Origin of the sequence: Variovorax sp. UC122_21, assembly GCF_044056785.1 — a bacterium.
Lineage (GTDB): Bacteria > Pseudomonadota > Gammaproteobacteria > Burkholderiales > Burkholderiaceae_C > Variovorax.
Genome location: NZ_CP172004.1, coordinates 5,144,441 through 5,168,310, shown reverse-complemented (window position 1 = coordinate 5,168,310; position 23,870 = coordinate 5,144,441). Strand labels below are relative to the sequence as shown.

The window sequence follows — 23,870 nt, the reverse complement described above, 5'->3', positions numbered from 1 at the left end:
GTTCAGGGCGCGAGCAGCTCGTCGAGGCAGGCCGTCACATGGTTCGCGAACAGCTCGGCCGCGGGGCTCGGTGCCTGCGCGGCGCGGGTCTCGAGCGTGAGCGTCTGGGCCGGCAGGGTCGCGTCGCGCAGCGGCACGAAGACCAGCGAGCCGTCGTGCATCTCCTCGGCCACGTCGAGCCGATTGAGCAGCGTGATGCCCTCGCCCTCGCGCACCAGGCGGCGCATCAGCGCGGTGGAGGTGGTCTCGATCACGGGCGAGGCGCGCAGGCCCGAGCGTTCGAAGGCGGCGTCGATGATCGGCCGGATCGACAGCGAGGGCGCGGGCAGCAGCAGCGGATGGCCCACGCATTCGGCCAGCACGGTGCTCGCATGGGCAGTGAGCGCATGCCCGGGCGGCACCACCGCGCCGATCGGCCATTCGCTCGCGAACAGCGTGCGAAAGCCCGCCGTGGCCGGCACGTCGTAGGCCAGCGCGAGGTCGGCATCGCCTTCGCGCACGCCGTGCAGCACGGCCGCGATCGGCAGGCCCAGCAGCTTGAGCTGGATGCCGGGATGCGCCGCGCGAAAGCGCCGCACCACGCCCGGCAGGAAGGCGTCGGCGAGGCCGGCGGTGGTGGCCAGCGTGACCTCGCCCTGGCGCAGCCCGCGCATGGCCTCGATGCGCTGGCGCACGCCGTCGAACTCGCGCAGCGTGCCGCGCGCATGCGCGAGCACCAGCTCGCCCACCGGCGTGAGCTTGAGCGTGTTGTGGATGCGCTCGAACAGCGGCGCGCCCAGTTCCTCCTCGAGGTTGAGGATCTGCCGGTTGATCGCCGTCGGCACCACGTGCAGCTGCGCGGCCGCCTTGCGGATCGAACCCGCGCGAACCACCTCGACGAAGTACCGGACCACCTTGGCGTGCATGACATCTCCCGCGCCACCGTGGGCGCGGGGGGGATCATGCATGCGGGGTCAGAGGTCGGGCAAGCCCAGCGCGGGATCGCTGACCGAATGCTTGCCGGTCTCGACGCGGCCGGCGAAGCGGCGGTAGTAGGCCGGATCGGCATCGCAGGTGACGGCGAAGTCGTACCACTGGCCGCTGGCCGCGAGCTCCCAATGCTGCTCGCCCTTGGCGCCGCCCTGCACCGTGGCGGTCCACGGGCCGTCGTCGCGGTAGGCCTTGGCGCGCACGCTGAACTTCGCCGCGGCCTGGCCGCCGTTCATCATCTCGAGGTAGACGTTGCCGTTGGCGATGTCGTAGCACACGCGCACTTCGGGCACGGCCGCGCCGCCGGCGCGCAATGCGTTGAGGTCGCCCTGGAAATGGCGGTGGTAGCCGTTGGGGCCGAGCACCCAGAGGTCGTAGCGGCCGGCGTTGTCGGCGGTCGCGTTCCAGCGGTCGTCGAGCGACTTGCCGGCTTCGACCATGTAGCGGCGCGGCAGGCGGTCGAGGTTGAGCCGGTCGTAGACATGGAACACGGCGGCCGCGCTGCCGGTGTTGGCGAACAGCAGTTGCAGCGTGCCGCCGGCCGCGTCGGCGCGGGCGCTGGTGTGCAGCTCGTAGGGCAGCGCGCGCGAGGGCCGCGTGCCCGTGGCCTGGCGCGGCAGCAGGCCGTTGGCCGGCGGCGTGACCTGCGGCAGCGCCTGCTGCGCGGCGCGCAGCTGGTCGGCCTCGGCCTTGGTGCGGCGGCCCGCGAGCGTGGGCAGCGCCTCGCCGTTGGGATTGGCGAAGTTGAAGGCGCTCGTGAGGTCGCCGTTGACCGCGCGGCGGAACGGGCCGATGTTGCTTTCCTTCACGCCGAAGCGGGCCTCGACGAAGCGCAGCACCGAGGTGTGGTCGAAGGTCTGCGAGTTGACCCAGCCGCCGCGGCTCCAGGGCGAGATCACGTACATCGGCACGCGCATGCCGGGGCCGTAGACGTTGCCGTCGGGTGTGGGCTGCGCCTGCGTCATGCCCGGCGGCTTGGGATGGTTGAAGTACTCGAAGCTCAGGTCCGCGTCGGACATCGTGGTCTTGCCCGCGAAGGCCTTCACCGAGGGATCCGCCGATGCGATGGGCGAGGGTGCCGAGGCCGAGGGCACGTGGTCGAAGTAGCCGTCGTTCTCGTCGAAGTTCACGAACAGCACGGTCTTGCTCCAGACCTCGGGCACGGCGGTGAGCGCCTCCAGCACCTGCTGGATGTACCACGCGCCCTGCACCGGGCTCGAGGGGCCGGGGTGCTCGGAGTAGACGTCGGGCGGGATCACCCACGACACCGCCGGCAGCCGGCCGGCCTTCACGTCGGCGCGGAAGGCATCCATGATCGCCCCCGCGTCGAAGGCCGCCTGGTCGGCCACCGGCAGCGTGTTGGCCGTGCCCTTGTAGAGCGGGTTGCCGGCGTCGTCGCCGGGCGCGTAGGCGGGCGATGCACCCTGCGGCAGCGAGGTGCTGACCGGCTTGGCCGAGGCCTCGTTGGCCTTGCGGAAGTTCTTGAAGCCCAGCAGCGGATTGCAGCCGTAGTTGTTCGGGATGTTCTGGTAGACCATCCAGCTCACGCCCGCGTCCTGCAGCCGCTCGGCATAGGTCTTCCATTCGTAGCCCTCGGTCGAGGGACCGGTCGAGCTCCAGGCATTGACGTTGTTGACGTAGGCCACGTTGCCGCCCGTGGGGCCGTTGGTGCCGGTCCAGTGGAACGAGCGGTTGGCGTGCGTGCCGGTGTGCATCGCGCAGTGGTAGTCGTCGCAGATCGTGAAGGCGTTGGCCAGCGCGAACTGGAACGGCAGCTCGGCCTCGGCGAGGTAGCCCATCGACTGCACGTAGGGCGCGGTGCTGCTGACCTTCTTGTAGCGCGGCCACTGGTAGAGGCGGCCGCCGTCCCAGGCGTTGTGCGAGTCGACCCAGGTGTGCGGCGTGCTGCTCACGCGCTGCGCGTTGCCTTTGCTGCCGTCGAGGTGGTAGGGCAGCACCACCTTGCCGTTCTCGTCGAGCTGCTGCCACACGTTGAGGCCGTTGGGCAGCGGGATCGGGAAGCGGTCGCCGAAGCCGCGCACGCCCTGCAGCGTGCCGAGTAGTGGTCGAACGAACGGTTCTCCTGCATCAGGATCACGATGTGCTCGACGTCCTGGATGGTGCCGGTCTTGTTGTTGGCGGGGATCGCGAGCGCGCGGCGGATGGCCGGCGGGAAGGCCGAGAGCGCGAGCGCGGCGGCGCCGGTGGTGGCGGTGCCGGTGAGGAATTTGCGGCGTGAGGTCATGGTGTTGTTGTGCTGGTTTTTTCTCGTGAAGGTCGTTGTATCAAGGCGCGCAGCGCATCACGGGCTGCGTGGTGGCGGGCGGGTTCTGCGTGCCGCCGTCGCCGCCGCCGGGGGTGCCCGTGCCCGGCAATCCGCCGAAGCCGCCGCCGCTGCCGCCACCGCAGGCGGCGAGGGTGCAGGCCAGGATCAGCGCCGGCAGCAGCCGTGCGCGCGAGAAGAAGAGATGCATGAGGAATCCTCGCAGGTGTGTTTTCTTTTGAAGAGGCGACGAGGAGCGCGCCGCCCCTGCCACGGTAGGAAGCGGCAATGACAGTCGAGTGAAGAACGAGGCCGAGGTGTAAGCGCGCGTTGCGCCTGCGCGCGCGATGAATACCAAAGCCGGACAGGCCGCGCGCGAAGGGCTCGCGCGTACCGTGTCCGGCCTGTTGGGAAGGCTTCGAAAGCCTTCAGCGATGCATGCGCTTCAGAGGTCGGCCATGCCCATCGCGGGATCGCTGACCGTGTGCTTGCCGGTCTCCACGCGGCCCGCGAAGCGGCGCGCGAAGGTCGGATCGGCATCGCAGCTCACGACGAAGTCGTACCAGGCGCCGCTCGACGCAAGATCCCAATGCAGCTCGGCCTTGGCGCCGGGCTGCACGGTCGCGGTCCACGGGCCGTCGCCGCGGTAGGCCTTGGCGCGCACCGTGAACTTCGCGGCCTTCTTGCCGCCGTTGAGCAGCTCGAGGTAGACGTTGCCGTTGGCGATGTCGTAGCACACGCGGACTTCGGGGGCGGGCGCGTCGCTCGCGCGCAGGCTGCCGAGATCGCCCTTGAAGTGGCGGTGGTAGCCGTTCGGACCGAGCACCCACAGGTCGTAGAAGCCGCTGTTGTCGCGTCCCGCCATCCAGGTGTCGTCGAGCGTCTTGCCGGCCTCGACCATGTAGCGGCGCGGCAGGCGCGCGAGGTTGAGCTTGTCGTAGACGTGGAACACCGCGGCCGCCTTGCCGGTGTTCGCGAACAGCAGCTGCACCGTGCCGTCGAGCGGTGCCGTGCGCGCGCTGGTGTGCAGCTCGTAGGGCAGGGCGCGCGAGGGCCGCGTGCCGGTGGTCTGGCGCGGCAGTTGCGGGTCGAGCGGCAGCGGCACCTGCGACAGCGCCTCCTGGTTGCGCCGGATCTGGTCGACCTCGGCGCGGGTGGCGCGGCCGGTCAGCGTGGGCAGCGCTTCGCCGTTGGGGTTGGCGAAGTTGAAGGCGCTCGTGAGGTCGCCGCACACCGCGCGCCGGAAGGCGCTGATGTTGGGTTCCTGCACGCCGAAGCGGGTTTCGAGGAAGCGCAGCACCGAGGTGTGGTCGAAGGCCTGCGAGCTGACCCAGCCGCCGCGGCTCCATGGCGAGATCACGTACAGCGGCACGCGCGGGCCCGGGCCGTAGACGCGGCCGTCGGCCTTGGGCTGGCCGCCGCTGCCCAGCGGCGCGGCGTGCGTGAAGTACTCGGGACCCATCGCCGAGTCCGACAGCGTGGTCTTGCCCGCATAGCTGCCGTCGCCGTTGGGCGAAGGCGCCGAGGGCGAGGGCAGGTGGTCGAAGTAGCCGTCGTTCTCGTCGAAGTTGATCAGCAGCACGGTCTTGCTCCACACCTCGGGCACGGCGGTGAGCGCGTCCAGCACCTCCTGCAGGAACCAGGCGCCCTGGATCGGGCTCGAGGGACCGGGATGCTCGCAGTAGATCGACGGTGCGTTCATCCAGCAGACCTGCGGCAGCTTGCCCTCGCGGATGTCGCGCTTGAACGCGTCGAGGTAGTCCTCGGGCTTCGTGCCGGGCAGCGTGTTGGCCACGCCCTTGTAGAGCGGGCTCTTCGCATCGTCGGTGGCGCGGTCGTAGGCCTTGTAGGGCAGCGCCTGGCCGGTGTCGGCATAGGGCTTGTTGGGCTCGCCGCCGCTGGAGACCGGATAGCCCGAGTCGATGTTGGCCTTGCGGAACTGGCGGAACGCGCCAAGCATGTTGTCGCCCCATTCGTCGGGCATGTTCTGGTAGCTGATCCAGCGCACGCCCGCGTCTTCCAGGCGCTCCGCGTAGGTCTTCCAGGTGTAGCCCACGTTCAGCGAGCCGGGCTTGCCGTCGATCCAGTCCCATTCGTTGCGCACGAAGGCGGTGTTGGTCGCGGTCGGACCGTTGGTGCCGGTCAGGTGGAAGGAGCGGTTGGCGTCGGTGCCGGTGTGCATCGCGCAGTGGTAGGCATCGCAGATCGTGAAGGCGTTGGCCAGCGCGAACTGGAACGGGATCTCCGTTTCCTTGTGATAGCCCATGGCCTTGCTGGTCTTGTAGCGCGCCCACTGGTACATGCGCCCGCCGTCCCAGGCGTTCTGGCTGTCGGCCCAGTCGTGCGGCGTGCCGCCGTCGCGCTGCGCATTGCCCTTCGAGCTGTCGAGGTGGTAGGGCAGGATGGCCTTGCCGCTGGCATCGCTCTGCTGCCAGACATTCATGCCCCTGGGCAGCGGAATCGTGAAGCGGTCGCCGAAGCCGCGCACGCCCGCGAGCGTGCCGAAGTAGTGGTCGAACGAACGGTTCTCCTGCATCAGGATGACGACGTGCTCGACGTCCTGGATGGTGCCGGTCTTGTTGTTGGCGGGAATGGCGAGGGCGCGGCGGATGCTCGGCGGAAAGGCCGAGAGCGCGAGCGCGGCGGCGCCGGTGGTGGCGCTGCCGGTGAGGAACTTGCGGCGTGCGTTGTCGGTCATGGTGCGTGCCTCCTTCACAGATCGCCCAGGCCCATGGCCGGATCGCTGACCGAATGCTTGCCGGTCTCCACGCGGCCCGCGAAGCGGCGCTGCCAGTTCGCATCGGCATCGCAGCTCACGACGAAGTCGTACCAGGCGCCGCTCGACGCGAGATCCCAGTGCAGCTCGGCCTTGGCGCCGCCCGCGACGCTCGCGCTCCACGGACCGTCGTCGCGGTAGGCCTTGGCGCGCACCGTGAACTTCGCGGGGGCCTGTCCGGCGTTGAGCATCTCGAGGTAGACGTTGCCGTTGGCGATGTCGTAGCACACGCGCACCTCGGGCACGGCGGTGCCACCGGCGCGCAGCCGGCTCAGGTCGCCCTTGAAGTGGCGGTGATAGCCGTTCGGCCCAAGCACCCAGAGGTCGTAGAAGCCGCTGTCGTCGCTGACCGCGTTCCAGGCGTCGTCGAGCGTCTTGCCCGGCTCCACCATGAAGCGGCGCGGCAGGCGGTCGAGGTGCAGCCGGTCGTAGACGTGGAACACGGCGGCGGCCTTGCCGGTGTTGGCGAAGATCAGCCGCACGCTGCCGCCGGTGGCATCGGCGCGCGCGCTGGTGTGCAGCTCGTAGGGCAGCGCGCGCGAGGGCCGCGTGCCGGTGGCCTGGCGCGGCAGCTGCGGGTCGAGCGGCAGCGGCACCTGGGCCAGCTTCTCCTGGTCGCTGCGCAGCTGGTCGGCCGCGCCGCGCGTGGTGCGACCCGCGAGCGTGGGCAGCGTCTCGTTGTTCGGGTTCGCGAAGTTGAAGGCGCTCGTGAGGTCGCCGCACACCGCGCGCCGGAAGGCGCTGATGTTGGTCTCCTTCACGCCGAAGCGCGCCTCGATGAAGCGCAGCACCGAGGTGTGGTCGAAGGCCTGCGAGTTGACCCAGCCGCCGCGGCTCCACGGCGACACCACGTACATCGGCACGCGCACGCCGGGGCCGTAGACGCGGCCGTCGGGCGCGGGCTGGCCGGTGGTGCCCGGCGGCTTCGGATGGTTGAAGTACTCGGGCTTGAGCGCATCGAGCGGCAGCGTGGTCTTGCCCGCGGGCGTGCCGTCGGGGTTGATCGAGGGCGCGGCGGGCGAGGGGTAGTGGTCGAAGTAGCCGTCGTTCTCGTCGAAGTTGATGAGCAGCACGGTCTTGCTCCACACCTCGGGCACGGCGGTCAGCGCATCGAGCGTCTCCTGGATGTACCAGCCGCCCTGCACCGGGCTCGACGGTCCGGGATGCTCGGAGTAGGTGGCCGGCGCGACGATCCACGACACCTGCGGCAGCTTGCCGTTCTTGATGTCCTGGCGGAACTGCTCGAGGAAGCCGCCGTCGCCCATGGTGTTGGCGATGCCCTTGTAGAGCGGGTTGCGCGCGTCGTCGCTCGCCGGATCGTAGACCGGCGAGGGGCCGTCGTTGCTGACCGGTTTGCCCGAGGCCTCGTTGGCCAGGCGGTACTGCTTGAAGCCTGCCAGGGGGTTGTCGCCGAAGTTTTCCGGCATGTTCTGGTAGACGATCCAGCTGACCTTGGCCTCCTGCAGGCGCTCGGGATAGGTCTTCCACTCGTAGCCCTTGGCCGAGCCGTCGATGGAGTCCCACTCGTTGTTGACCGTGGCCACGCCCGCGCCGGTCGGGCCGTTGGTGCCGGTCCAGTGGAACATGCGGTTCGAGTTGGTGCCGGTGTGCATGCTGCAGTGGTACTCGTCGCACAGCGTGAAGGCGTTGGCGAGCGCGAACTGGTAGGGCACCTCGGCTTCCTTGAAGTAGCCCATCGCCGCGTTGGTCTTGTAGCGCGCCCACTGGTAGGTGCGCCCACCGTCCCAGGCGTTCTGGCCGTCGCTCCACGAGTGCGGCGTGCCGCTCACGCGCTGGGCGTTGCCCTTGGTGCTGTCGAGGTGATAGGGCAGGATGGCCTTGCCGCTGGCATCGCTCTGCTGCCAGACGTTCATGCCCTTGGGCAGCGGAATCGTGAAGCGGTCGCCGAAGCCGCGCACGCCCATCAGCGTGCCGAAGTAATGGTCGAACGAGCGGTTCTCCTGCATCAGGATGACGATGTGCTCGACGTCCTGGATGGTGCCGGTCTTGTTGTTGGCGGGAATGGCGAGGGCGCGGCGGATGCTCGGCGGAAAGGCCGAGAGCGCGAGCGCGGCGGCACCGGTGGTGGCGGTGCCGGTGAGGAATTTGCGGCGTGCGTTGTCTGTCATCGCGGGGTCGTCCTTGGCGTTCTTCCGGTTCTGGAAAGCGCGAACGCTCACGGTGCGCAGCGCTTCACGGGCTCGGTGGCGGCCGGCGGATTCGGGGTGCCGCCGCCAGGGTTGCCCGCGCCGGGCAGTCCGCCGAGGAAGCCGCCGCCGCCATCGCCGCCGCCGCAGGCGGACAGCAGGCAGGCCAGCAGCAGGGCGGGCGCGAAGCGAAGCAGGTGAAGGGGACGTGGGACTTGCATGGTGATCCTCTCTCTCGGGGTCGTTGTGTGTCGGGGGAACGGGATGCGATGAGGCTCAGGGTTCGAGCGTGGACAGCGGCTGGCCCGACTTGAAGATGCTCGCGAGCTCGTCGGCCGTGAGCGCGCGGTTCCAGATCGCGAACTCGTTGAAGTCGAGCGGGCCGCGCGGCGAGCTGGTCCAGCGCTTGTAGTACTGGCCGGTGCCGTCCTCGTTGAGGCTCAGGCCGTTCTTCAAACCGCCGAGCTGGGCCACGATGTCGGCGGTCATGTCGGCGCTGCCGGTCTGCAGCGCGCGCGCCGCGTCGAACAGGAAGCCGGTCATCTTGAGGTTGGCCTTGTCGATCACGACCGCCACGTAGGCCCACTGGCCGGCGCTCAGGCGATAGCCGTTGCTGTCGGCGCGGCCGCCGCCCTTGCCGACGTTGAAGCGCAACTCGCAGCCATCGAACAAGCCGATCGCGAGGCCGGCGTTGCTGCCGCTGTCGTAGTTCTTGTTGGCGATCACCGAGGCGCCGTCGCCCGCGCCGACGCTGCAGGTCGCGTCGGTGCGCAGCCAGAAGCCGATGGTGTAGGCCGTGACCGAGGGCGCGGTCGCGACGTCGGCGGTCTGCAGCAGGCGATAGCCGGCGGTGCCGTCGGCGGTCTTCAGGCTGCTGTCCACGCGCAGGGCCTTGGCCTTGTACGGGGCCTTGAAGCCGTCGTCCGTCAGGCTGCCGCCATCGGCGCCGGCGGCCCAGGGCGCGAGCGTGGAGGCGCTCCTGCGGTCGGTGGGCGGCAGCGCGTCGAGCGGGTAGTAGTTGACCAGGCCGTTGCGCAGTGTGGGCGCGAGCGTGGCGGGCTTCACGTAGGTCACGCGCGCCGGCAGCGCGAGGCTCGCATCCCCCGCGACCACGGTGTAGTCGAAGGCCAGGATGCCGTCGCTGGCCGCCTCCACGGGATCGTTGTAGGCGGTGGCGCCGGCCGCGAGCGTGGCGACCAGCTTGCCGTCGCGCAGCACCTTCTCCGGCACGTTCGCGTTGCCCGCGAGCGTCCACGAGAGATCGACGCTGGCCTTGTCGGCGCCGGTCTTCGCCAGCAGGCCGCGCAATGCGGTGGCGGCCTGCAGCGGCTGGCCGTTGAAGCGATAGGCCTCGGCCGCGGGCAGCGCGCCGAGGTGGCGCAGCACGGTGGGTGCGATGTCGGTCGCGGCGGCCAGCTTCGTCAGCGCGGCGACGTCGGTGGGCGCGGCTTCGCCGGTGGCGGGCAGCGCGGCCAGCGTCTTGTTGCTCGCGACGAAGACCGTCTTGGTCTGCGCGCTCTGCGTGCCGGTCGCATTGCCGAAGGCATCGAGGCCGTTGGGCGTGGTGAGCACCACGAGCCAGTCCTCCTTCGCATCGTTGGCGCTGCGCCGCGCGATGCGCGCGAGCAGCTGGCCGACCGCGGCGGCGGTGTCGGACACGGCGCGCTGGTAGGCCTCGCCGCGCAGGCCGGAGGGCGCCGCTGCGGCGGGCGCGCCGTACTGCGCCACCAGCAGGTCGTAGCCCTGGTCGATGAGCTGCGCGGTGCGCTCGGTCACGCAGGCGTCCGCGCCCGCGCAGTCGACGGCGGCATCGAGCGTGCCGCTCTCGTTCGCGAGCAGCGAGCGGTAGTTGGCGCCGGCCGTCACCGAGCCTGTGAGGTAGCCGGCGTCCTTCTTCTGCTTCGCGAGCGCGAACACCGAGGGCGCGAGCTTGGCGTCGATGCGCTGGTCTGCCGTGTCCCATTGCACCGAGTGGCGCTGCGCCCAGGTGCCCGTCACGAGCGTGGCCCAGCCGGGGCTCGCGGTGGTGCGCTGCTCGGTGAGCGCGCCATTGGCGCCGCCGGTCCAGGCCGGCGCGAGCTTCAGGCCCTGCAGCGCGGGCACCTTGTTCTGCGCCATCGCATCGCGCAGCGCGGCATGGGTGAGGCCGTCGACCTGGACCACCAGGGCCTTGGGGCCGCTCTTGCCCTGGTTGGTGGTGGGCGTGTTGCCGCCGCCGCTGCCACCGTCGGCGGGTGGGGCGGCCGGTGGGAAGACCACGCCGCCGCTGCTGCCACCGCCGCCACATGCGGCGAGCGCCATGGCCGCGGTCAGCGGCAGCATCCAGCGGGTTGCGGCGCGTGTTCGGAATGCGGGAAGTGCGTGAAGTTTCGGACGCATCGTGTAGTCCTGGAAGGAGATGGGACGGAGTGCCGGTGACAGTCGGCCCGAGGCAAAAAAAAGTGCCCGGAGGGCACGTGTGCGGACGCCGCGAAGATTAGGGAGAACCCGTGACGCAGCAGTGAATCGCGCATGACAAAGCGAAGGCATGCGCGTGACAGCGCACCGCCAGTTACTGCGAAAGAATGAAGTTGGAGGTGGCCGAAGCGCTCGGCCTGACGCCGCGCGTCGAAGCGGCGCCCGTGCCTATCGCGCGCGTTTCGCGGGCTTGGCCGCGGCCTTGGGTGCGCGTTGCTTCGAAGGCGCCGTCACGGCCTTCTTTCCGGCCGTCTTCTCGGCCTCGACAGCGGGCATCGAAACCTCGTTGCTGATCCCGCTCGACACATGCCCCGACGGCACATGCCGTGCCGCCGCATCCACATGCCCGGTCTGGTCGTCGAAGAAGAAGTCGGGCTCGAACTCGCGCAGGAACTCGCCCTTGGGCAGGCCGCCGAGGAACATGGCCTCGTCGACGCGGATGTTCCAGTTCATCAGCGTGCGGATGGCGCGCTCGTGCGCGGGCGCGCTGCGCGCCGTGACGAGCGCGGTGCGGATGCGCATCTGCGCATTGCCCGCCATCTGCAGCCGGTGCAGCGCGGCCAGCAGCGGCTTGAACGGGCCGCCGGGCAGCGGCAGGTCGACCTTGCTCGCCTCGTGCGCCTGGAAGGCATCGAGGCCCTGGGCCTGGAACACGCGCTCGGCCTCGTCGCTGAACAGCACGGCGTCGCCGTCGAAGGCGATGCGCACCTCGTTGGGCCAGGCATCGCCGGCCTTCACCGACTCGACCAGCACGCGCGCGGCCGGAAAGCCGGCACCCAGCGCCTCGCGCACGTCCTGCGCATTGACCGAGAGGAACAGGTGCGCGCGCAGTGCGCGCAAATAGCCGAAGGGCGGGCGGCCCTGGGTGAACACGCCGCGCTGCAGCTTGATGTCGGCCGCGGCGCTGGAGCGGAAGATGCGCATGCCCGAGACCGGGTCGTTGCGCGAGAGGATCACGACCTCGACGCGCTGCACGCCGTCGTCGTTGAAGCGCAGCAGCTTGCGGATCAGCGAATAGGCGATGCCGGGCGCGGCCGGCACGTCGAGCCGCTCGAGCTGCAGCTTCATGTAGCCCGCGTCGTCGCCCGCTTCGAAGATCTTGTTCTCTTCTTCGAGGTTGAACAGGGCGCGCGAGGAGATCGCGACCACGAGCTTGTCTTCGAGGGTGACGGGCATGGCGTGCGGTTGTGCGGTCAGGAGTCGTCGCGGCCATCGTCGGCCGCATCGAACGAGAAGTAGAGCGTATCCGACCAGTGGCCCAGGCCGAGCTCGCGGATCGGCGTCTCGACCACCTGCTGCGCGGGCGGCAGCAGGCGCTGCCAGAAACTTTTCGGGCGCGGCGCGAGCGTGGCGAGCGTGCGTTCGATCTCGGCGTCGAGCTCGCCCAGGCCCAGGCGCAGCTTCTCGACCTCGTCGGCCACGGGCGCGTCGCCCATGCCCAGCACCTCGGCCGGCTCGAGCACGAACCATTCGTCGGGCCGCGTGCGTTCGGCCAGGAAGCGCAGCGCGTCCTCGCGCAGCGGCGAGATTGCGGGGTGCTCGATGCGCGCGAGGAAGGCGGCCAGGCGCGCGCTGCCCGGGCCGCAGCGCCCGGCCAGCGCGAGCGGCCGGGGATCGTTCCACATCGCCGAGTGGCAGGGCCGGGTCTCGCACGACACCAGCAGGCGGAACACCAGCGGCACGTCGTAGCCGTATTCGGAGATGCCGCGCAGCGCGGGCGTGCCGGCCTGCGCATCGGGCAGGGCGGTGCTGGCATAGAGGTAGCTTCGATTGGCCATCGGTGTGTTCCTTGCCCGCGGCCGAACCGCGGGCGCTACTTCACGAACTGGTTGAGCTGGATGATCGGCAGCATCACGGCCAGCACGATCAGCATCACCACGCCACCCATCGCCACGATCAGCAGCGGCTCGAGGATGGTCGCCAGGTGCATGGCGCGGCGCTGCACTTCGGCGCCGAGCTGGTTGGAGGCGCGCTGCAGCATCAGCGGCAGCGTGCCGGTCTGCTCGCCGAGCCGCGCGAACATCGACACCAGCCCCGGGAAGCGCTTCTTCTGCGCCAGCGCCGAGGCCAGCGGCGCGCCCTCGCGCACCAGCACCAGCGCGTCGAGCGCGTCGGCGCGCATGGCGCGGTTGCTCAGGGTCTCGGCGGCGGCCTGCAGCGCGCGCAGGATCGGCACGCCGGCGGTGGCCAGCATGGCGAGCGTGCTCGCGAAGCGCGCCGCGTTGTAGCCGCGCGCGAGCTTGCCCACCAGCGGCAGCTTGAGCCAGGCGGCATCGAACTTGAGGCGAAAGGCTTCCTGCGCCAGCGCCAGCCGCGCGCCGATGGCGGCCAGCAGCACGGCGCCGAGCATCCACCAGCCGTAGTTGCGCACCGCGGCGCTCAGGCCGAGCATCACGGTGGTGAGGAAGGGCAGCGAGCGCTTGGTGCCCGCGAACACCTGGGCCACCTGCGGCACCACGTAGCTCACGAGGAAGATCACGATCACGATCGCCACCAGGGTGACGATGGCCGGGTAGAGCGCGGCGCCGACCAGCTTCTGCTGCAGCGCCTGGCGTTCCTCGAGGTCGTCGGCCAGGCGGTCGAGCACCAGGCCGAGGTTGCCGCTCTGCTCGCCGGCGCCGATCACGGCGGTGTAGATCGGCGAGAACTCGCGCGAGTGCGCCGACAGCGCGCGCGCGCGAACGGCGAGCCCGCGTTGACCTCGGCGCGCAGCGAGGCCACGAGGTTGCGTTGCTGTTCGGATTCGGCCTCGTCGGTGAGCGCGGTGAGGGCGCGCTCGAGCGGCAGGCCCGAGGACACCAGGCCCGCGAGCTGGCGCGTCCAGACCGCGAGGCCGGTGGAATTGAAGACCCGCTTGCCGCCGCCGAGCCAGCGCGAGAGGCCGCTGCGCTGGCCGGTGCCGTTGACGTGGTCGCTGCCGACCGGCTTGACCGACAGCGGGATCAGCGCCTGGGCGCGCAGCATGCTGCGCGCGCTGCGCGCGGTGTCGGCCTCCAGCACGCCTTCGCGCGACTGGCCGGCGGCATCGATGGCTTCGAAGGAATAGGCGGGCATGGCGGAACTCGCGCGCTAGTCGCGCGTGACGCGCAGGAGCTCGGCGCGCGAGGTGATGCCGGCCTGCACCAGCCGTTCGCCGTCCTCGCGCATCAGGCGCAGGCCGCCGCGCGCGCCGGCCTTGAGCAGCTCGCTCTCGGCGGCCTTGCTGTGGATCAGGCCCTGGATGGTCTCGTCGGCCACCAGCAGCTCGAAGATGCCGGTGCGGCCCTGGTAGCCGGTCTGGCCGCAGGCCTCGCAGCCGGCGCCGCCGCAGCTGGTGCAGACCTTGCGCACCAGCCGCTGCGCGAGCACGCCCAGCAGCGAGGAGCTCAGCAGGAAGGGCTCGACGCCCATGTCGGTGAGACGCGTGACGGCGCTGACCGAGTCGTTGGTGTGCAGCGTGGCCAGCACCAGGTGGCCGGTGAGCGAGGCCTGGATCGCGATCTGCGCGGTCTCGAAGTCGCGGATTTCGCCGATCATGATCACGTCCGGGTCCTGCCGCAGGATGGCGCGCAGGGCCTTGGCGAAGGTGAGCTCGATCTTGGCGTTGATCTGGGTCTGGCCCACGCCCGGCAGCTCGTACTCGATCGGGTCTTCCACCGTCATGATGTTGCTGCGGCTCGCATCGAGCCGGGCCAGCGCGGCATACAGCGTGGTGGTCTTGCCAGAGCCGGTGGGGCCGGTCACGAGGATGATGCCGTGCGGCTGCGTGATCAGCTTCTCGAAGCGTTCCAGCGTGTCGCCCAGCATGCCCACCGATTCGAGCGTGAGCTTCGACTCGCTCTTGTCGAGCAGCCGCAGCACGGCGCGTTCGCCGTGCGCGCTCGGCAGGGTCGACACCCGCACGTCTACCGCGCGCGTGCCGATGCGCAGCGAGATGCGCCCGTCCTGCGGCAGCCGCTTCTCGGAGATGTCGAGGTCGGCCATGATCTTCAGGCGCGAGATCAGCGCGGCATGCAGCGCGCGGTTGGGCTGCACCACCTCGCGCAGCGTGCCGTCGATGCGAAAGCGCACCGACGACGTGCGCTCGTAGGGCTCGATGTGGATGTCGCTGGCGCCGTCGCGCGCGGCCTGCGTGAGCAGCGCGTTGAGCATGCGGATGATGGGCGCGTCGCCCGCGCTCTCCAGCAGGTCCTCGACCGCCGGCAGCTCCTGCATCATGCGCGAGAGGTCGGCGTCGCTCTGCACTTCGCTGACCACCGCGGCGGCGCTCGATTCGCCCTGCGCGTAGGCGGCGCTGATGCGCTGCGCGAGCGGGCCGTCGGCCAGCACCTCGAAGGCCTGCACGCCGTACTTGCGCGTGACCTCGCCGACGGCGCTGCGCGCGGGGTGGCTCGACATCCACAGCGTGTAGCGGCCGTCGTCGGCTTCCTCGAGCAGCAGTTGCTGGCTGCGGGCGAAGGCGTAGGGCAGGGGATAGCGCATGGGCGGGTCGGCGGGGCGTGTCGGTGCGTTGCGGGAGGGCCGGAGGGTCAGGGCATTTCGCGCTGGGTGGCCGGGTCGGCGGTGGGGGGCAGGGCGCCGCGCAGCGGGCTGGCCGGCAGCTTGCGGTTGTCGGGCGCGGGGATCGGCGGCGGGATCAGCTGCGTGCCTTCCTCGCGCAGGCTGCCCGAGGGAGCGCGCGGCGCGCGCGTCAGCGGCGTGTCGGGCAGGATCGGCGCGGCATCGACCTTGTTGAGCATCGGGTTGCCGGTGTCGGGCTGGGCCTGGACCTGAAGGGCGCGGATCTGGTCGTAGCGATCGAAGGCGAAGGCCTCGGTGGAGGCGGCGTCGCGCATCACGACCGGGCGCAGGAACATCATCAGGTTGTTCTTCTCGCGCGAGCGGGTCTCGTTCTTGAACAGGTTGCCCACGACCGGGATGTCGCCGGCCAGCGGCACCTTCTCGATCTTGTTGCCGTAGTTGTCGGACAAGAGGCCACCCAGCATGACGAGGCCGCCGTCTTCCACCAGCACGCTCGATTCGAGCGAGCGCTTGTTGGTGGTGGGGCCGTTCGGGTCGGTCTGGCTGCCGGGCAGCACGGTCGAGATCTCCTGGAAGATGCTCATCTTCACCGTGCCGTTCTCGTTGATGGTCGGGCGCACGCGCAGCGTGAGGCCGACGTCCTTGCGTTCGACGGTGGTGAAGGGGTTGAGGCCGCCCGTGGTGGGGTTCGAGTAGGAGCCGGTCGGGAAGGGCACGTTCTGGCCGATCACGATCTTGGCTTCCTCGTTGTCCAGCGTCAGCAGGTTCGGCGTGGACAGCACGTTGGTGTCGTTGTCGCTGGCGAAGAAGTTGGCGATGGCGCCCAGCACGTAGTGGCCGCCGATCTTGCCGCCGATGCCGATGTTGAAGCCCTGCGGCAGCGAGATGCCCTGCGGGTTGCGCGTGGCGATCGCCGTCGTGAGCGCCAGCAGGTTGGTGCCGGTCAGGCTCGAGTTGGTGCCGAGCACCGCGTTGTTGCCGAGCGCGCTCTGCCATTGCACGCCGAACTGCGCGGCCTTGGTCGCATTCACTTCGACCACCAGCGCTTCGATCATGACCTGGGCACGGCGGCCGTCGAGCTTGTCGATCACGGCGCGCATCTGGCGGTACTGCGGCTCGGGCGCGGTGATGATCAGCGAGTTGGTCGACGGATCGGCCTGGATCTGGCCACCGGTGGAAGGCTGGTTGGCGTTGTTCAGCGGCGCGCTCGCCTGCGGGGAACTGCCGCCCTGCGAGTTGCTGTTGCCGAAGTTGACCGGCATCGCGGCCGACAGGTTGGGTTGCGACTGCGCCGCGGCCGCGCCGGCACCACCACCGGCGGCGCCGGGCTGGCCCTGGTTGTTGGTCTGCGCCGCCGCCATCGCCGCGCGCAGCGTGGCCGCGAGGCGCACCGCGTCGGCGTTCTTGAGGTAGACCACGTAGATGTTGCCGGCCGCGCCATTGCTGCTCTCGAGCGCGGGGCGATCGAGCTTGTCGACCAGCGTGCGCACCAGCGCCGCGCGCGCCGGATTGGCCGCGCGCAGGATCAGCGCGTTGCTGCGCGGATCGGCCATCAGCGTGGTGCGGAACGAGGCGTCGGTGCCGCCGCCGGCCGCGGCCGCGCCGGGCTGGCCGGTGGCGCCGCCGCCATCGACCAGGCGCTGGATCAGCGGCACCATGTCGGTGGCGATCGAGTGCTTGAGCGGGATCACGTCGATGTCGGAGGCGTTGGGCACGTCGAGCGCCGCGATGATGCGCGCGAGGCGGCGCATGTTCTCGGCGTAGTCGGTGATCACGAGCGAGTTGTTACCCGGGTTCACGTTGATGGTGTTGTTCGGCGGGATCAGCGGCCGCAGCACCGGCAGCAGGTTGTTCGGCGACTCGTAGTTGAGGCGGAAGATCTGCGTGATGATCTGGTTGCCCGCCACCGCGGCGGTGCCGCCCGTGGTGGTGGTGACGGTGCTGGTCTGCAGCTTCGCGTCGGCCTCGGGCACGATCTTGTAGAGGCCGTCGGCCTCGACCACCGCGAAGCCCTGCAGCCGCAGTGCCGAGGCGAACTGGTTGAAGGCGGCCGAGGGCGGGATCGCGCGGTCGGTCACGAGATTCATCGTGCCCTTCACGCGCGGGTCGACCACCACGTCGCGCCCCGTGACCACCGCCATGGTGCGCGCCACGGCCTCGATGTCGGCGTTGGCGAAGTTCAGCGTGATCGGCTCGCCGCGGCGTGGCGCCTCGCCCTGCGCGAAGGCCGGCATCAGCGCGAGCGGCGCGGCCTGCAGGAAGGTGGCGGCGATCAGCAGCCGGACCGCATGCGCGACCAGGCCACGGGAGGCGCGGGGGAAGGAGGACAGGGGCGTCGTCATGGTCAGGTCAACCCAGGGTGATGATCGAGCGCGCGTTGTCGCGCCGCCCGATGATGTTCAACAAGTTGGAGAGAGCGTCTTCGCTGCCCGGCGCCGCACTGGCCTCGCCGTTGAAGCGGAATGCGGTGCCGTTCCAGCTGCCGCTGCCGTTGAGCACGAGGCTGCCCTGGCGCGTGCTCAGCAGCAGCGAGGGGGCGGTTGCCGCCCTCGAGCGCGAGGCGGTAGCTGCCCATCGGTCGCAGGGTCGAGAGGCTGGAGGAAACGTCGGTGGCATCGAGCGTGGCCTGGCCCGCGATGCGCAGCACCGGGCCGTCGGTGCGCAGCGAGAAGGCGCGCGTCGAGAGGTCGAGCGTGCCTTCGAGCTTGAGCGTGTTCCACGGCGCGCCGAGGCCGCTGAGCATGGTGGCGGGCCAGCGCGAGCGGCCGTCGCTCCAGTCGATCTGCACGCCGCCGGCGCGCGGGCCGGCGCGCAGTTCGAGCGGCTGGGCGGCGCAGCAGGGCAGGTCGAGCGAGGCCGACACGCCGCCCCAGCTCGGCCGCAGGCGCCAGTTGAGCGTGCCGGGCAGCGAGACGGCTTCGCCGCCGCCCGCGCCGCTCGCGAACACCACGGCCGCGGCGCCGTTCCAGACCGTGCCGCGCGGATTGACCAGCAGCAGGCGGCCCTCGCTCCAGCTCGAGAGACCGGCCGCGAGCCAGCGCGCGGGCGCGAACAGCACCAGCGCGACCAGCGCGCCGACGACGATGCCGAGCACGGCCCAGCGCCAGCCGCGGCGCGGCTTGGGAGAAGACAGCGGGGCGCGCGTCACCATGGCCGGGCGCACCGGTGGAGGGGGCGGCTCATCGCGCGGCCGGCAGCGTCATGACGAGGGTGCCCTCCCAGCGGATCTGCGGTGTCTCGGGGGCCTTGTCGCGCGCGGCGGCCTGCGCCGCGCCGGTGGGCGGAGTCGGCGCAGAGGCGACGGCGCGCGTGAGGTGCGCCTCGCGCGGCACCGCATGGGCATTGCCGCGCGCCTGCGCGAGCCACTGCGCGAGCGCATCGGCGGCGGTGGGGCGCAGCGTGACGGTGGCGACGTCGCCGGAGCCGCCACCGCCGGTCATCAGCTGGCCGCTGGCGCCGATGCCCTGGCGCACCGAGGTTTCGAGGGCGCGCAACGCGTCGTCGCGCGCCAGCCGCGGTTGCGACTGCAGCGCCTTGGCGCGGTTCTGCAGGGTCGCCATCTGCTGCAGCTGCGCGTCGAGCTTCGCGTGCTCGGCCGGCGCGGCCCAGAGGGTGCGCAGCGCGGGCGCGAGCGCGATCCACCACAGCAGGGCCAGCGCCACCAGCGAGACGGCGGCGATCACCATGCGGCGCTCGCGCATCGCGAGGACGGCCCAGCGGGCCTTGAGTTCTTCGGTGAATTTCATCGGGTGGCCTCGGCCTGTACCAGCAGCAGATCGCCTTCGGTGCGCACGCCGTAGCCGCGCGGCGCCATCGCGGACGTGAGCTGCGAGACCTCGGAAGGCTGCAGCCCGAGGCCGCGCAGCCGCAACTGGCCGGCCACGTAGTCGATGGCGCTCGGCACGCGGCCCGGCGGCAGGTTGCCGGCGAGCGCGCCGAGCATGGGTTCGAAGTCGCCGCTGGCCACGTCGCCCACGGCGAGCTGCAGCGCGGCAACTTCGCGCTGCATCTGCACCGGCGCGTCGACCACCAGCTTGACGCTGGGGAAGGTCTGCGTGAGCACGCCCTTGACGGCTTCGCGCTTGGCCTCGAGCGCGCTGCGCTCCTTCCAGGCCCAGGCGTTGAGGCCGACGAGCTGCACCAGCACCAGCACCACCGCGCCCCAGCGCGCGGCGCGCCGATTCGGGCGCGTAGCGCAGGGTCTGCAGCACCGATGCGAATTTCTTGCCGGCGCGCGCGCGGCCGGTGACCGCGAGGTCGAACTGCGCGAGCTCCCAGCGCGAGCGCGCGGCCTGCAGCCAGCGCTGCGGCGCCTGCACGATCGGCACGCGCTGCTCGAGCAGCCGCTCGGCCGCCGCGGCCACGGCCGGTTCGGCCGAGATCACGGCGGTGTCGGCCGGCAGGCTGGCCGAGAGCGCGAGGCCGGCGCCCGCGAGCGGCAGCGAGACCACGCCGTCGGCGTCGCAGACCGTGAGCTGCGGCGCGTCGGGCTCGCCGGTGATCAGCAGCTGCGGCGGGCCGTCGGCCGGCTGCGGCGCGAACTCGGGAACGATGCGGGTGACGCGCCGGCCGCTGGCCTCGAGCGCCTGCACCACCGAGCGCAGCCAGATGCGGTTGCAGGCCGCGACCCACACGGGCTCGCCGGCACGCGCCTCGGGCTCGAGCGCGAAGTGCAGCGCCTCGGGGTCGTCGAGCAGGTGTTCCTCGAGCAGGCCGTCGAGCACGGCGCGCAGCTTGGAGGCGCTGCCCATGCTGCCCTTGGGCAGGGTGACGCGGTGCCACGAGAGCGCGGTCGAGGGCACGGCCAGCGTGACCTCGCTGCCCGAGGGCAGCAGCGCGAGCAGCGCGCGGCCATGGTCGCGCAGCACGATGCCGTCGTCGCCGGCCTGGGCCCAGTCGTACTCGCCCGCGGCGTCGGCCGGAGGCTGGGGAGCGATGAGCAGCAGCGGGGTCATGGGGGTGTGGGGAAAAGCCGGTGATTGTAGGTGGGCGTCTTACAAAGGCGCACTACGTTTTTCATAGCGTACCTGACAGATATGACGGGCGTTGGAAGGCTTTTATGCTCGTAAAAATGTAACGGGCCTCAGGGTTTGACCGAGGTGTAGGTGGCGCCGGTGCCACGGGTACGCCAAAGGGTCTTGACGGTGACGCCGTCGCGCTGCAGCAGCGAGCGCTCGTCGACCCAGGTGCGGTCGATGCGCAGGCGGCCGTAGACCTCGAAGAATTGCGTGCCGACGCTGTGCTGCTCGGCGTTGAACAGGATGCCGTCGGGCAGGCCGGCGTTGGCGGCCGCGATGTCCTTGAAATACGAGCGCGTGCGGCGCTCCACGAGCTGGCGGGCGTCGGCGATGGTCAGCCGCGGCAGGCTGGCGGCGAGGACTTCGGCGCTGGCGGTGTTGACGTTGATCGGCGTGCGGATCGGCAGCACGGTGACATAGGGTTCGAGCGCGGCCGCGGTCGAGGGCGAGAGGCCGAGCCACACGAGCTGGGACACCTCCTGCGGCATCAGCGGCGCGCTGGCGCCGTCGTCGGCCGGCGCGCCGGCCGAGGCATCGGTGGTGGTGGCCAGCGTGCGCGCCAGCGAGGCGGTCATCGCATTGAGCTCCGCGCCCGGCAGGTTCAGCAGCCCGAACAGCTTGGTGAAGGCCGCGAGCGCCGCCGGCACCGGCTTGCCGGCATTCACCAGCGTCAGCACGTTGAGCTTGGACTGCGCATCGACGATGCGGCCCGACAGGAAGGCATCGGGCAGGCCCTCGAGCTGGTCGCTCGAGACGTTCTTGTCGGCCGCCAGGAAGCTGGTGAGCCGCGCTTCCTCGAGCGGCACGGCCCAGGGCTCGGCCAGGTGGTCGGGGCCGCCGGCGCGGCCGTCCTCGCGCAGGATCAGGCGCGACCAGTCGAGCGCGCCGACCAGCACCCAGGCCGCCTGCACGCGCGCGCGCTCGGCCGATTCGATCTCGGACGCGCGCCACTGCTGCCACAGCGCGGCGGCGGCGAAGGTGGCGACCAGGGTCACGGTGAGCATCGCGGCCAGCAGCGCGGCGCCGGCCTGCCGGTGGCGTTGGCGGTGGCGTGGCGTCATGAGCGTTGCGATCCCACGGTGGGCCGCACCCAGTCGCGCGTGAGCGTGCCCGAGAGGCCGTCGCCCGGCGGCAGGGTGAGCACCAGCCGCACGCCGTCGGGCATGCTGACGATCGAGCCGATCGGGGCCTGCGGATTGGCCGGCGTGGCCTGCAGCTCGCCCGCGGGCACCCAGACGTCGTTGCGGAAGTAATAAAGCTGCCAGTTCTGCACCGGGATCAGCACCGTGTCGCTGAAGCCGTTGGGGCCGCCGTAGCTGCCCTGCGCTGCACCGTTCTCCTGCGCCCACGAGGCGGCCTGGGTCCAGGCCTGCTGCCAGGCGCCGCGCGTGCTGAAGGGCGGCGACTGCCAGCGGCGCCAGCGCACGCCGTCGGGGCCGGCGCGCAGCGTCCAGGCCACCACCAGCACGCTCGGGTTGGCGGCGTCGCCGCCACTGCGCGTGAGGCGCAGCACGCGGCCGTCCCAGTCGATCGGGCGAGTCTGCGCGAGCGCGACCACCGCGTCGAGGTCGGCGCTCCATTGCGCCAGCGTGGTCTGCAGCGTGAGCACCGCGTCGGCGCGCAGCTGGTTCTGCGTGGTGGCGCGCGACATGCCGTCGAGCCCGCGCCAGCTGACCAGCGCGAGCAGCGCCATCACGGCGAGCGCGACCAGCAGCTCGATCAGCGTGAAGCCGCGCGCGGGCCGGGCGCGGGAGGGCGTGCGGTCCATCAGTAGCGCCCCACCACCGTCGAGACGCGCAGGATCGGCGCGTCGACCGCGTCGCGCACCTGCACGTCGACGCGGTTGAAGTTGGGGTTCAGCGTGGCGGAGACGGTGGTCGTCACGTTGAAGCTCGCGCCGGCCTGGGCGCAGATGGAGCCCGAGATGCCCACGCCCGGCATCTGGCGCGCGAGCCGGGCCTTGGCCAGCTCGTTCTCGGCGCACAGGTCGGCCAGCAGCAGGTCGGACTGGCGCTGCGCGTTGCGCGTGAGCGCCATCGTCGCCTCGGAACCGGCGGCCAGCGCCAGCGCGACGATGCCGAGCGCGATCAGCACCTCGATCAGCGTGAAGCCGCGACGGCGCCGCGCGGCGGCCGCGGCGCGGGGGGCGCGCTGCCTCATGGATTGCTGACCGAGAAGGGACGCAGGCCGTCGGTCGCGATGCGCAGGGTGCGCGCGGGCGGGCCGTCGGAGGACAGCAGCACCTGCTGGGGCGCGATGATCGGATCGGGGCCGAGCAGCAGGGCCGCGACCGGAATGCCGTTGGCGAAGAAGGCCTGTGCGGTCATGCCCTGCGAGGCCCAGCCGTTGGGCAAGGTACCGGGCGGCAGGCCGTCGAACACGAAGCTGCCGCCTTCGACCAGGCGCCAACGCACCGCGATGCCGCTGGCGCGCGACTGGGCGCGGGCCGATTCGAGCAGCGCGGCGAGGCGGTCGGCTTCGCGGTCGAGGCGGGCCTGGCCGCTGTCGCGCATCGCGAAGCTCACGCCGGCCGTGGCGATCGCGATGATCGCGATCACCACGATCAGTTCGATCAGCGTGAAGCCCGCGGCCCGGCGACCGGCGCGGCGTCTATTGCCAGCTGCCGATGTCGGCATTCTTGCCCTCGCCGCCGGCCTGTCCATCGGCGCCGAGCGAGAGCACGTCGATTTCGCCCTTGATGCCCGGGTTCATGTACTGGTAGGGATGACCCCAGGGGTCGTTCGGGAGCTTCTCGACGTAGGGCTTCCAGTTCGGCGCCGCCGGGCCGGTGGTCGGGCGCACCAGCAGCGCCTGCAGGCCTTGCTCGCCCGTGGGGTAGCGCTGGTTGTCGAGGCGGTAGAGCTTGAGGGCCTGCATCAGGTTGTTGATGTCGGTCTTGGCGGCTGTCACACGGGCGTCATCGGCCCGCTCGATCACGTTCGGCACGATCAGCGCGGCCAGCACGCCGATGATGACGAGCACCACCATCAGCTCGATCAGCGTGAAGCCGCGCTGGGCGGAACGGGTGGCGGCGCGAAGGAGTTTGGTCATGGATTTCGGTGACATGGTTCGGAAAGCGCGCTGCATGATAATCCGCGCCCATGACAAGTCCCTATACCGCCGCGCGCTGGCATGCGCCCCTCGCAACCACGGGCCTGTGGGCGCTCGCGGCCGGTGCGGCCGTGTTCTGGGGCCTGCGGCTGGCATCGCCGGTGCAGACCGTCGCCGCGGCCGCTGCCGCCGGACGGCCCGCCGCGGCGGCCGACACCGATGCGGTGGCGCGGATCTTCGGCGTGCTGCCGGCCTCGAGCAATGCGCCAGTGGCGCCCGAGGCGGCCAGCCGCTTTCGCGCTCGCGGGCGTGGTGGCCGATCCCTCGAGCCAGGGCGCGGCGCTGATCGCGATCGACGGCAAGCCGCCGCGGCCCTTCCGCGTGGGTTCGCGCGTCGGCGACGGCTACGTGCTGCAGTCGGTCGGCCTGCGCTCGGCGACCCTGGGCGCGCGGATGGATGCGCCGGCCGCGTTCACCCTGCAGCTGCCGGTGAAGGCGCCCATCAACGTGAGCGTGCCGCCGCCGATCGGCATGGCGCCCGCGATGCAGGCGCCGGTGAACGTGGGCGGCCTGCCCGCGACCATGCCCGCGATGGCGCCGGCCGCCAGCGCGTTGCAGCCGGATGGCGGGGCGCCGATGCCGCAGCCCGGGCAGGGCGGGGCGACCGCGCAGTAGCCTTCGCGACGTCG

The 23,870-nt window shown here is 71.1% G+C and carries 17 protein-coding genes and 4 pseudogenes; 1 reads left to right on the top strand and 20 read right to left on the bottom strand.

Features of this window, described 5'->3' with window-relative positions; all coding sequences use genetic code 11:
* Positions 1-2: 2 nt before the first annotated feature.
* The 20 genes and pseudogenes from ACHMXE_RS37060 to gspG form a co-directional block, all read right to left on the bottom strand.
* Entirely contained in the window at positions 3-905 is a 903-nt protein-coding gene (locus ACHMXE_RS37060) for a LysR substrate-binding domain-containing protein (protein ID WP_057593776.1), read from the bottom strand.
* A gap of 48 nt (positions 906-953) precedes the next feature.
* Positions 954-3,214: pseudogene (locus tag ACHMXE_RS37055) on the bottom strand (phosphocholine-specific phospholipase C).
* 40 nt (positions 3,215-3,254) lie between these two features.
* Positions 3,255-3,443 (bottom strand): hypothetical protein, encoded by a 189-nt coding sequence (locus tag ACHMXE_RS37050; protein WP_209546447.1) that lies wholly within the window; start codon positions 3,441-3,443, stop codon positions 3,255-3,257.
* A gap of 234 nt (positions 3,444-3,677) precedes the next feature.
* Positions 3,678-5,930 carry a phosphocholine-specific phospholipase C gene (locus ACHMXE_RS37045; RefSeq protein WP_395348760.1) on the bottom strand — a complete coding sequence of 751 codons (2,253 nt, stop codon included), beginning with the start codon at positions 5,928-5,930 and terminating at the stop codon, positions 3,678-3,680.
* Between the two features lie 14 nt (positions 5,931-5,944).
* Positions 5,945-8,137 carry a phosphocholine-specific phospholipase C gene (locus ACHMXE_RS37040; protein ID WP_395348759.1) on the bottom strand — a complete coding sequence of 731 codons (2,193 nt, stop codon included), beginning with the start codon at positions 8,135-8,137 and terminating at the stop codon, positions 5,945-5,947.
* A 47-nt stretch (positions 8,138-8,184) separates the two neighbouring features.
* Positions 8,185-8,376, bottom strand: coding sequence for a hypothetical protein (locus ACHMXE_RS37035; RefSeq protein ID WP_203204528.1), 192 nt, complete (start codon positions 8,374-8,376; stop codon positions 8,185-8,187).
* Between the two features lie 55 nt (positions 8,377-8,431).
* Positions 8,432-10,477, bottom strand: coding sequence for a LamG-like jellyroll fold domain-containing protein (locus tag ACHMXE_RS37030; protein WP_395348758.1), 2,046 nt, complete (start codon positions 10,475-10,477; stop codon positions 8,432-8,434).
* Between the two features lie 303 nt (positions 10,478-10,780).
* Positions 10,781-11,788, bottom strand: coding sequence for a 5'-nucleotidase (locus ACHMXE_RS37025; protein ID WP_395348757.1), 1,008 nt, complete (start codon positions 11,786-11,788; stop codon positions 10,781-10,783).
* A 17-nt stretch (positions 11,789-11,805) separates the two neighbouring features.
* Positions 11,806-12,390, bottom strand: a complete 585-nt coding sequence (locus ACHMXE_RS37020; RefSeq protein WP_395348756.1) for a hypothetical protein — start codon at positions 12,388-12,390, stop codon at positions 11,806-11,808.
* 35 nt (positions 12,391-12,425) lie between these two features.
* Positions 12,426-13,666 (bottom strand): annotated as a pseudogene (gspF, locus tag ACHMXE_RS37015) (type II secretion system inner membrane protein GspF).
* A gap of 15 nt (positions 13,667-13,681) precedes the next feature.
* A complete protein-coding gene (locus ACHMXE_RS37010; RefSeq protein ID WP_203204532.1) occupies positions 13,682-15,073 on the bottom strand; it encodes a GspE/PulE family protein in 1,392 nt (463 codons plus the stop codon).
* 47 nt (positions 15,074-15,120) lie between these two features.
* Entirely contained in the window at positions 15,121-17,454 is a 2,334-nt protein-coding gene (gspD, locus tag ACHMXE_RS37005) for a type II secretion system secretin GspD (protein ID WP_395348755.1), read from the bottom strand.
* Positions 17,455-17,461: 7 nt separating this feature from the next.
* Positions 17,462-18,263 (bottom strand): annotated as a pseudogene (gene gspN / locus ACHMXE_RS37000) (type II secretion system protein N).
* A gap of 28 nt (positions 18,264-18,291) precedes the next feature.
* Positions 18,292-18,858 carry a type II secretion system protein GspM gene (gene gspM, locus ACHMXE_RS36995; RefSeq protein ID WP_203204535.1) on the bottom strand — a complete coding sequence of 189 codons (567 nt, stop codon included), beginning with the start codon at positions 18,856-18,858 and terminating at the stop codon, positions 18,292-18,294.
* A pseudogene (gene gspL / locus ACHMXE_RS36990) lies at positions 18,855-20,067 on the bottom strand (type II secretion system protein GspL). The gene gspM and the pseudogene gspL overlap by 4 nt, the downstream one beginning before the upstream one ends.
* Positions 20,068-20,195: 128 nt before the next feature.
* On the bottom strand, positions 20,196-21,191 hold the full coding sequence (gspK, locus tag ACHMXE_RS36985; RefSeq protein ID WP_395348754.1) for a type II secretion system minor pseudopilin GspK: 996 nt from the start codon (positions 21,189-21,191) through the stop codon (positions 20,196-20,198).
* Positions 21,188-21,898, bottom strand: coding sequence for a type II secretion system protein J (locus ACHMXE_RS36980; protein WP_395348753.1), 711 nt, complete (start codon positions 21,896-21,898; stop codon positions 21,188-21,190). The genes gspK and ACHMXE_RS36980 overlap by 4 nt, the downstream gene beginning before the upstream one ends.
* Positions 21,898-22,290: a type II secretion system minor pseudopilin GspI gene (gene gspI, locus ACHMXE_RS36975; protein WP_203204539.1), complete on the bottom strand. Its 393-nt coding sequence runs from the start codon at positions 22,288-22,290 to the stop codon at positions 21,898-21,900. The genes ACHMXE_RS36980 and gspI overlap by 1 nt, the downstream gene beginning before the upstream one ends.
* A complete protein-coding gene (locus ACHMXE_RS36970; RefSeq protein WP_203204540.1) occupies positions 22,287-22,766 on the bottom strand; it encodes a prepilin-type N-terminal cleavage/methylation domain-containing protein in 480 nt (159 codons plus the stop codon). Before ACHMXE_RS36970 ends, gspI begins: the two co-directional genes overlap by 4 nt.
* A complete protein-coding gene (gene gspG / locus ACHMXE_RS36965) occupies positions 22,741-23,181 on the bottom strand; it encodes a type II secretion system major pseudopilin GspG (RefSeq protein WP_093355462.1) in 441 nt (146 codons plus the stop codon). The genes ACHMXE_RS36970 and gspG overlap by 26 nt, the downstream gene beginning before the upstream one ends.
* A 261-nt stretch (positions 23,182-23,442) precedes the next feature.
* Between gspG and ACHMXE_RS36960 the strand changes: the two genes are divergently transcribed.
* On the top strand, positions 23,443-23,856 hold the full coding sequence (locus ACHMXE_RS36960) for a hypothetical protein (RefSeq protein WP_395348752.1): 414 nt from the start codon (positions 23,443-23,445) through the stop codon (positions 23,854-23,856).
* Positions 23,857-23,870: the final 14 nt, after the last annotated feature.

What these genes read in the sequence shown, in the direction of transcription:
- ACHMXE_RS37025 (WP_395348757.1), bottom strand. Translation starts at nt 11,788, where the DNA reads ATGCCCGTCACCCTCGAAGACAAGCTCGTGGTCGCGATCTCCTCGCGC.
- ACHMXE_RS36980 (WP_395348753.1), bottom strand. Translation starts at nt 21,898, where the DNA reads ATGGACCGCACGCCCTCCCGCGCCCGGCCCGCGCGCGGCTTCACGCTG.
- ACHMXE_RS37020 (WP_395348756.1), bottom strand. Translation starts at nt 12,390, where the DNA reads ATGGCCAATCGAAGCTACCTCTATGCCAGCACCGCCCTGCCCGATGCG.
- gspD (WP_395348755.1), bottom strand. Translation starts at nt 17,454, where the DNA reads ATGACGACGCCCCTGTCCTCCTTCCCCCGCGCCTCCCGTGGCCTGGTC.
- gspI (WP_203204539.1), bottom strand. Translation starts at nt 22,290, where the DNA reads ATGAGGCAGCGCGCCCCCCGCGCCGCGGCCGCCGCGCGGCGCCGTCGC.
- ACHMXE_RS37030 (WP_395348758.1), bottom strand. Translation starts at nt 10,477, where the DNA reads ATGCTGCCGCTGACCGCGGCCATGGCGCTCGCCGCATGTGGCGGCGGT.
- ACHMXE_RS37035 (WP_203204528.1), bottom strand. Translation starts at nt 8,376, where the DNA reads ATGCAAGTCCCACGTCCCCTTCACCTGCTTCGCTTCGCGCCCGCCCTG.
- gspM (WP_203204535.1), bottom strand. Translation starts at nt 18,858, where the DNA reads ATGAAATTCACCGAAGAACTCAAGGCCCGCTGGGCCGTCCTCGCGATG.
- ACHMXE_RS37050 (WP_209546447.1), bottom strand. Translation starts at nt 3,443, where the DNA reads ATGCATCTCTTCTTCTCGCGCGCACGGCTGCTGCCGGCGCTGATCCTG.
- ACHMXE_RS37010 (WP_203204532.1), bottom strand. Translation starts at nt 15,073, where the DNA reads ATGCGCTATCCCCTGCCCTACGCCTTCGCCCGCAGCCAGCAACTGCTG.
- ACHMXE_RS37060 (WP_057593776.1), bottom strand. Translation starts at nt 905, where the DNA reads ATGCACGCCAAGGTGGTCCGGTACTTCGTCGAGGTGGTTCGCGCGGGT.
- gspG (WP_093355462.1), bottom strand. Translation starts at nt 23,181, where the DNA reads ATGACCAAACTCCTTCGCGCCGCCACCCGTTCCGCCCAGCGCGGCTTC.
- ACHMXE_RS36960 (WP_395348752.1), top strand. Translation starts at nt 23,443, where the DNA reads ATGCGCCAGTGGCGCCCGAGGCGGCCAGCCGCTTTCGCGCTCGCGGGC.
- ACHMXE_RS37040 (WP_395348759.1), bottom strand. Translation starts at nt 8,137, where the DNA reads ATGACAGACAACGCACGCCGCAAATTCCTCACCGGCACCGCCACCACC.
- ACHMXE_RS37045 (WP_395348760.1), bottom strand. Translation starts at nt 5,930, where the DNA reads ATGACCGACAACGCACGCCGCAAGTTCCTCACCGGCAGCGCCACCACC.
- ACHMXE_RS36970 (WP_203204540.1), bottom strand. Translation starts at nt 22,766, where the DNA reads ATGCCGACATCGGCAGCTGGCAATAGACGCCGCGCCGGTCGCCGGGCC.
- gspK (WP_395348754.1), bottom strand. Translation starts at nt 21,191, where the DNA reads ATGACGCCACGCCACCGCCAACGCCACCGGCAGGCCGGCGCCGCGCTG.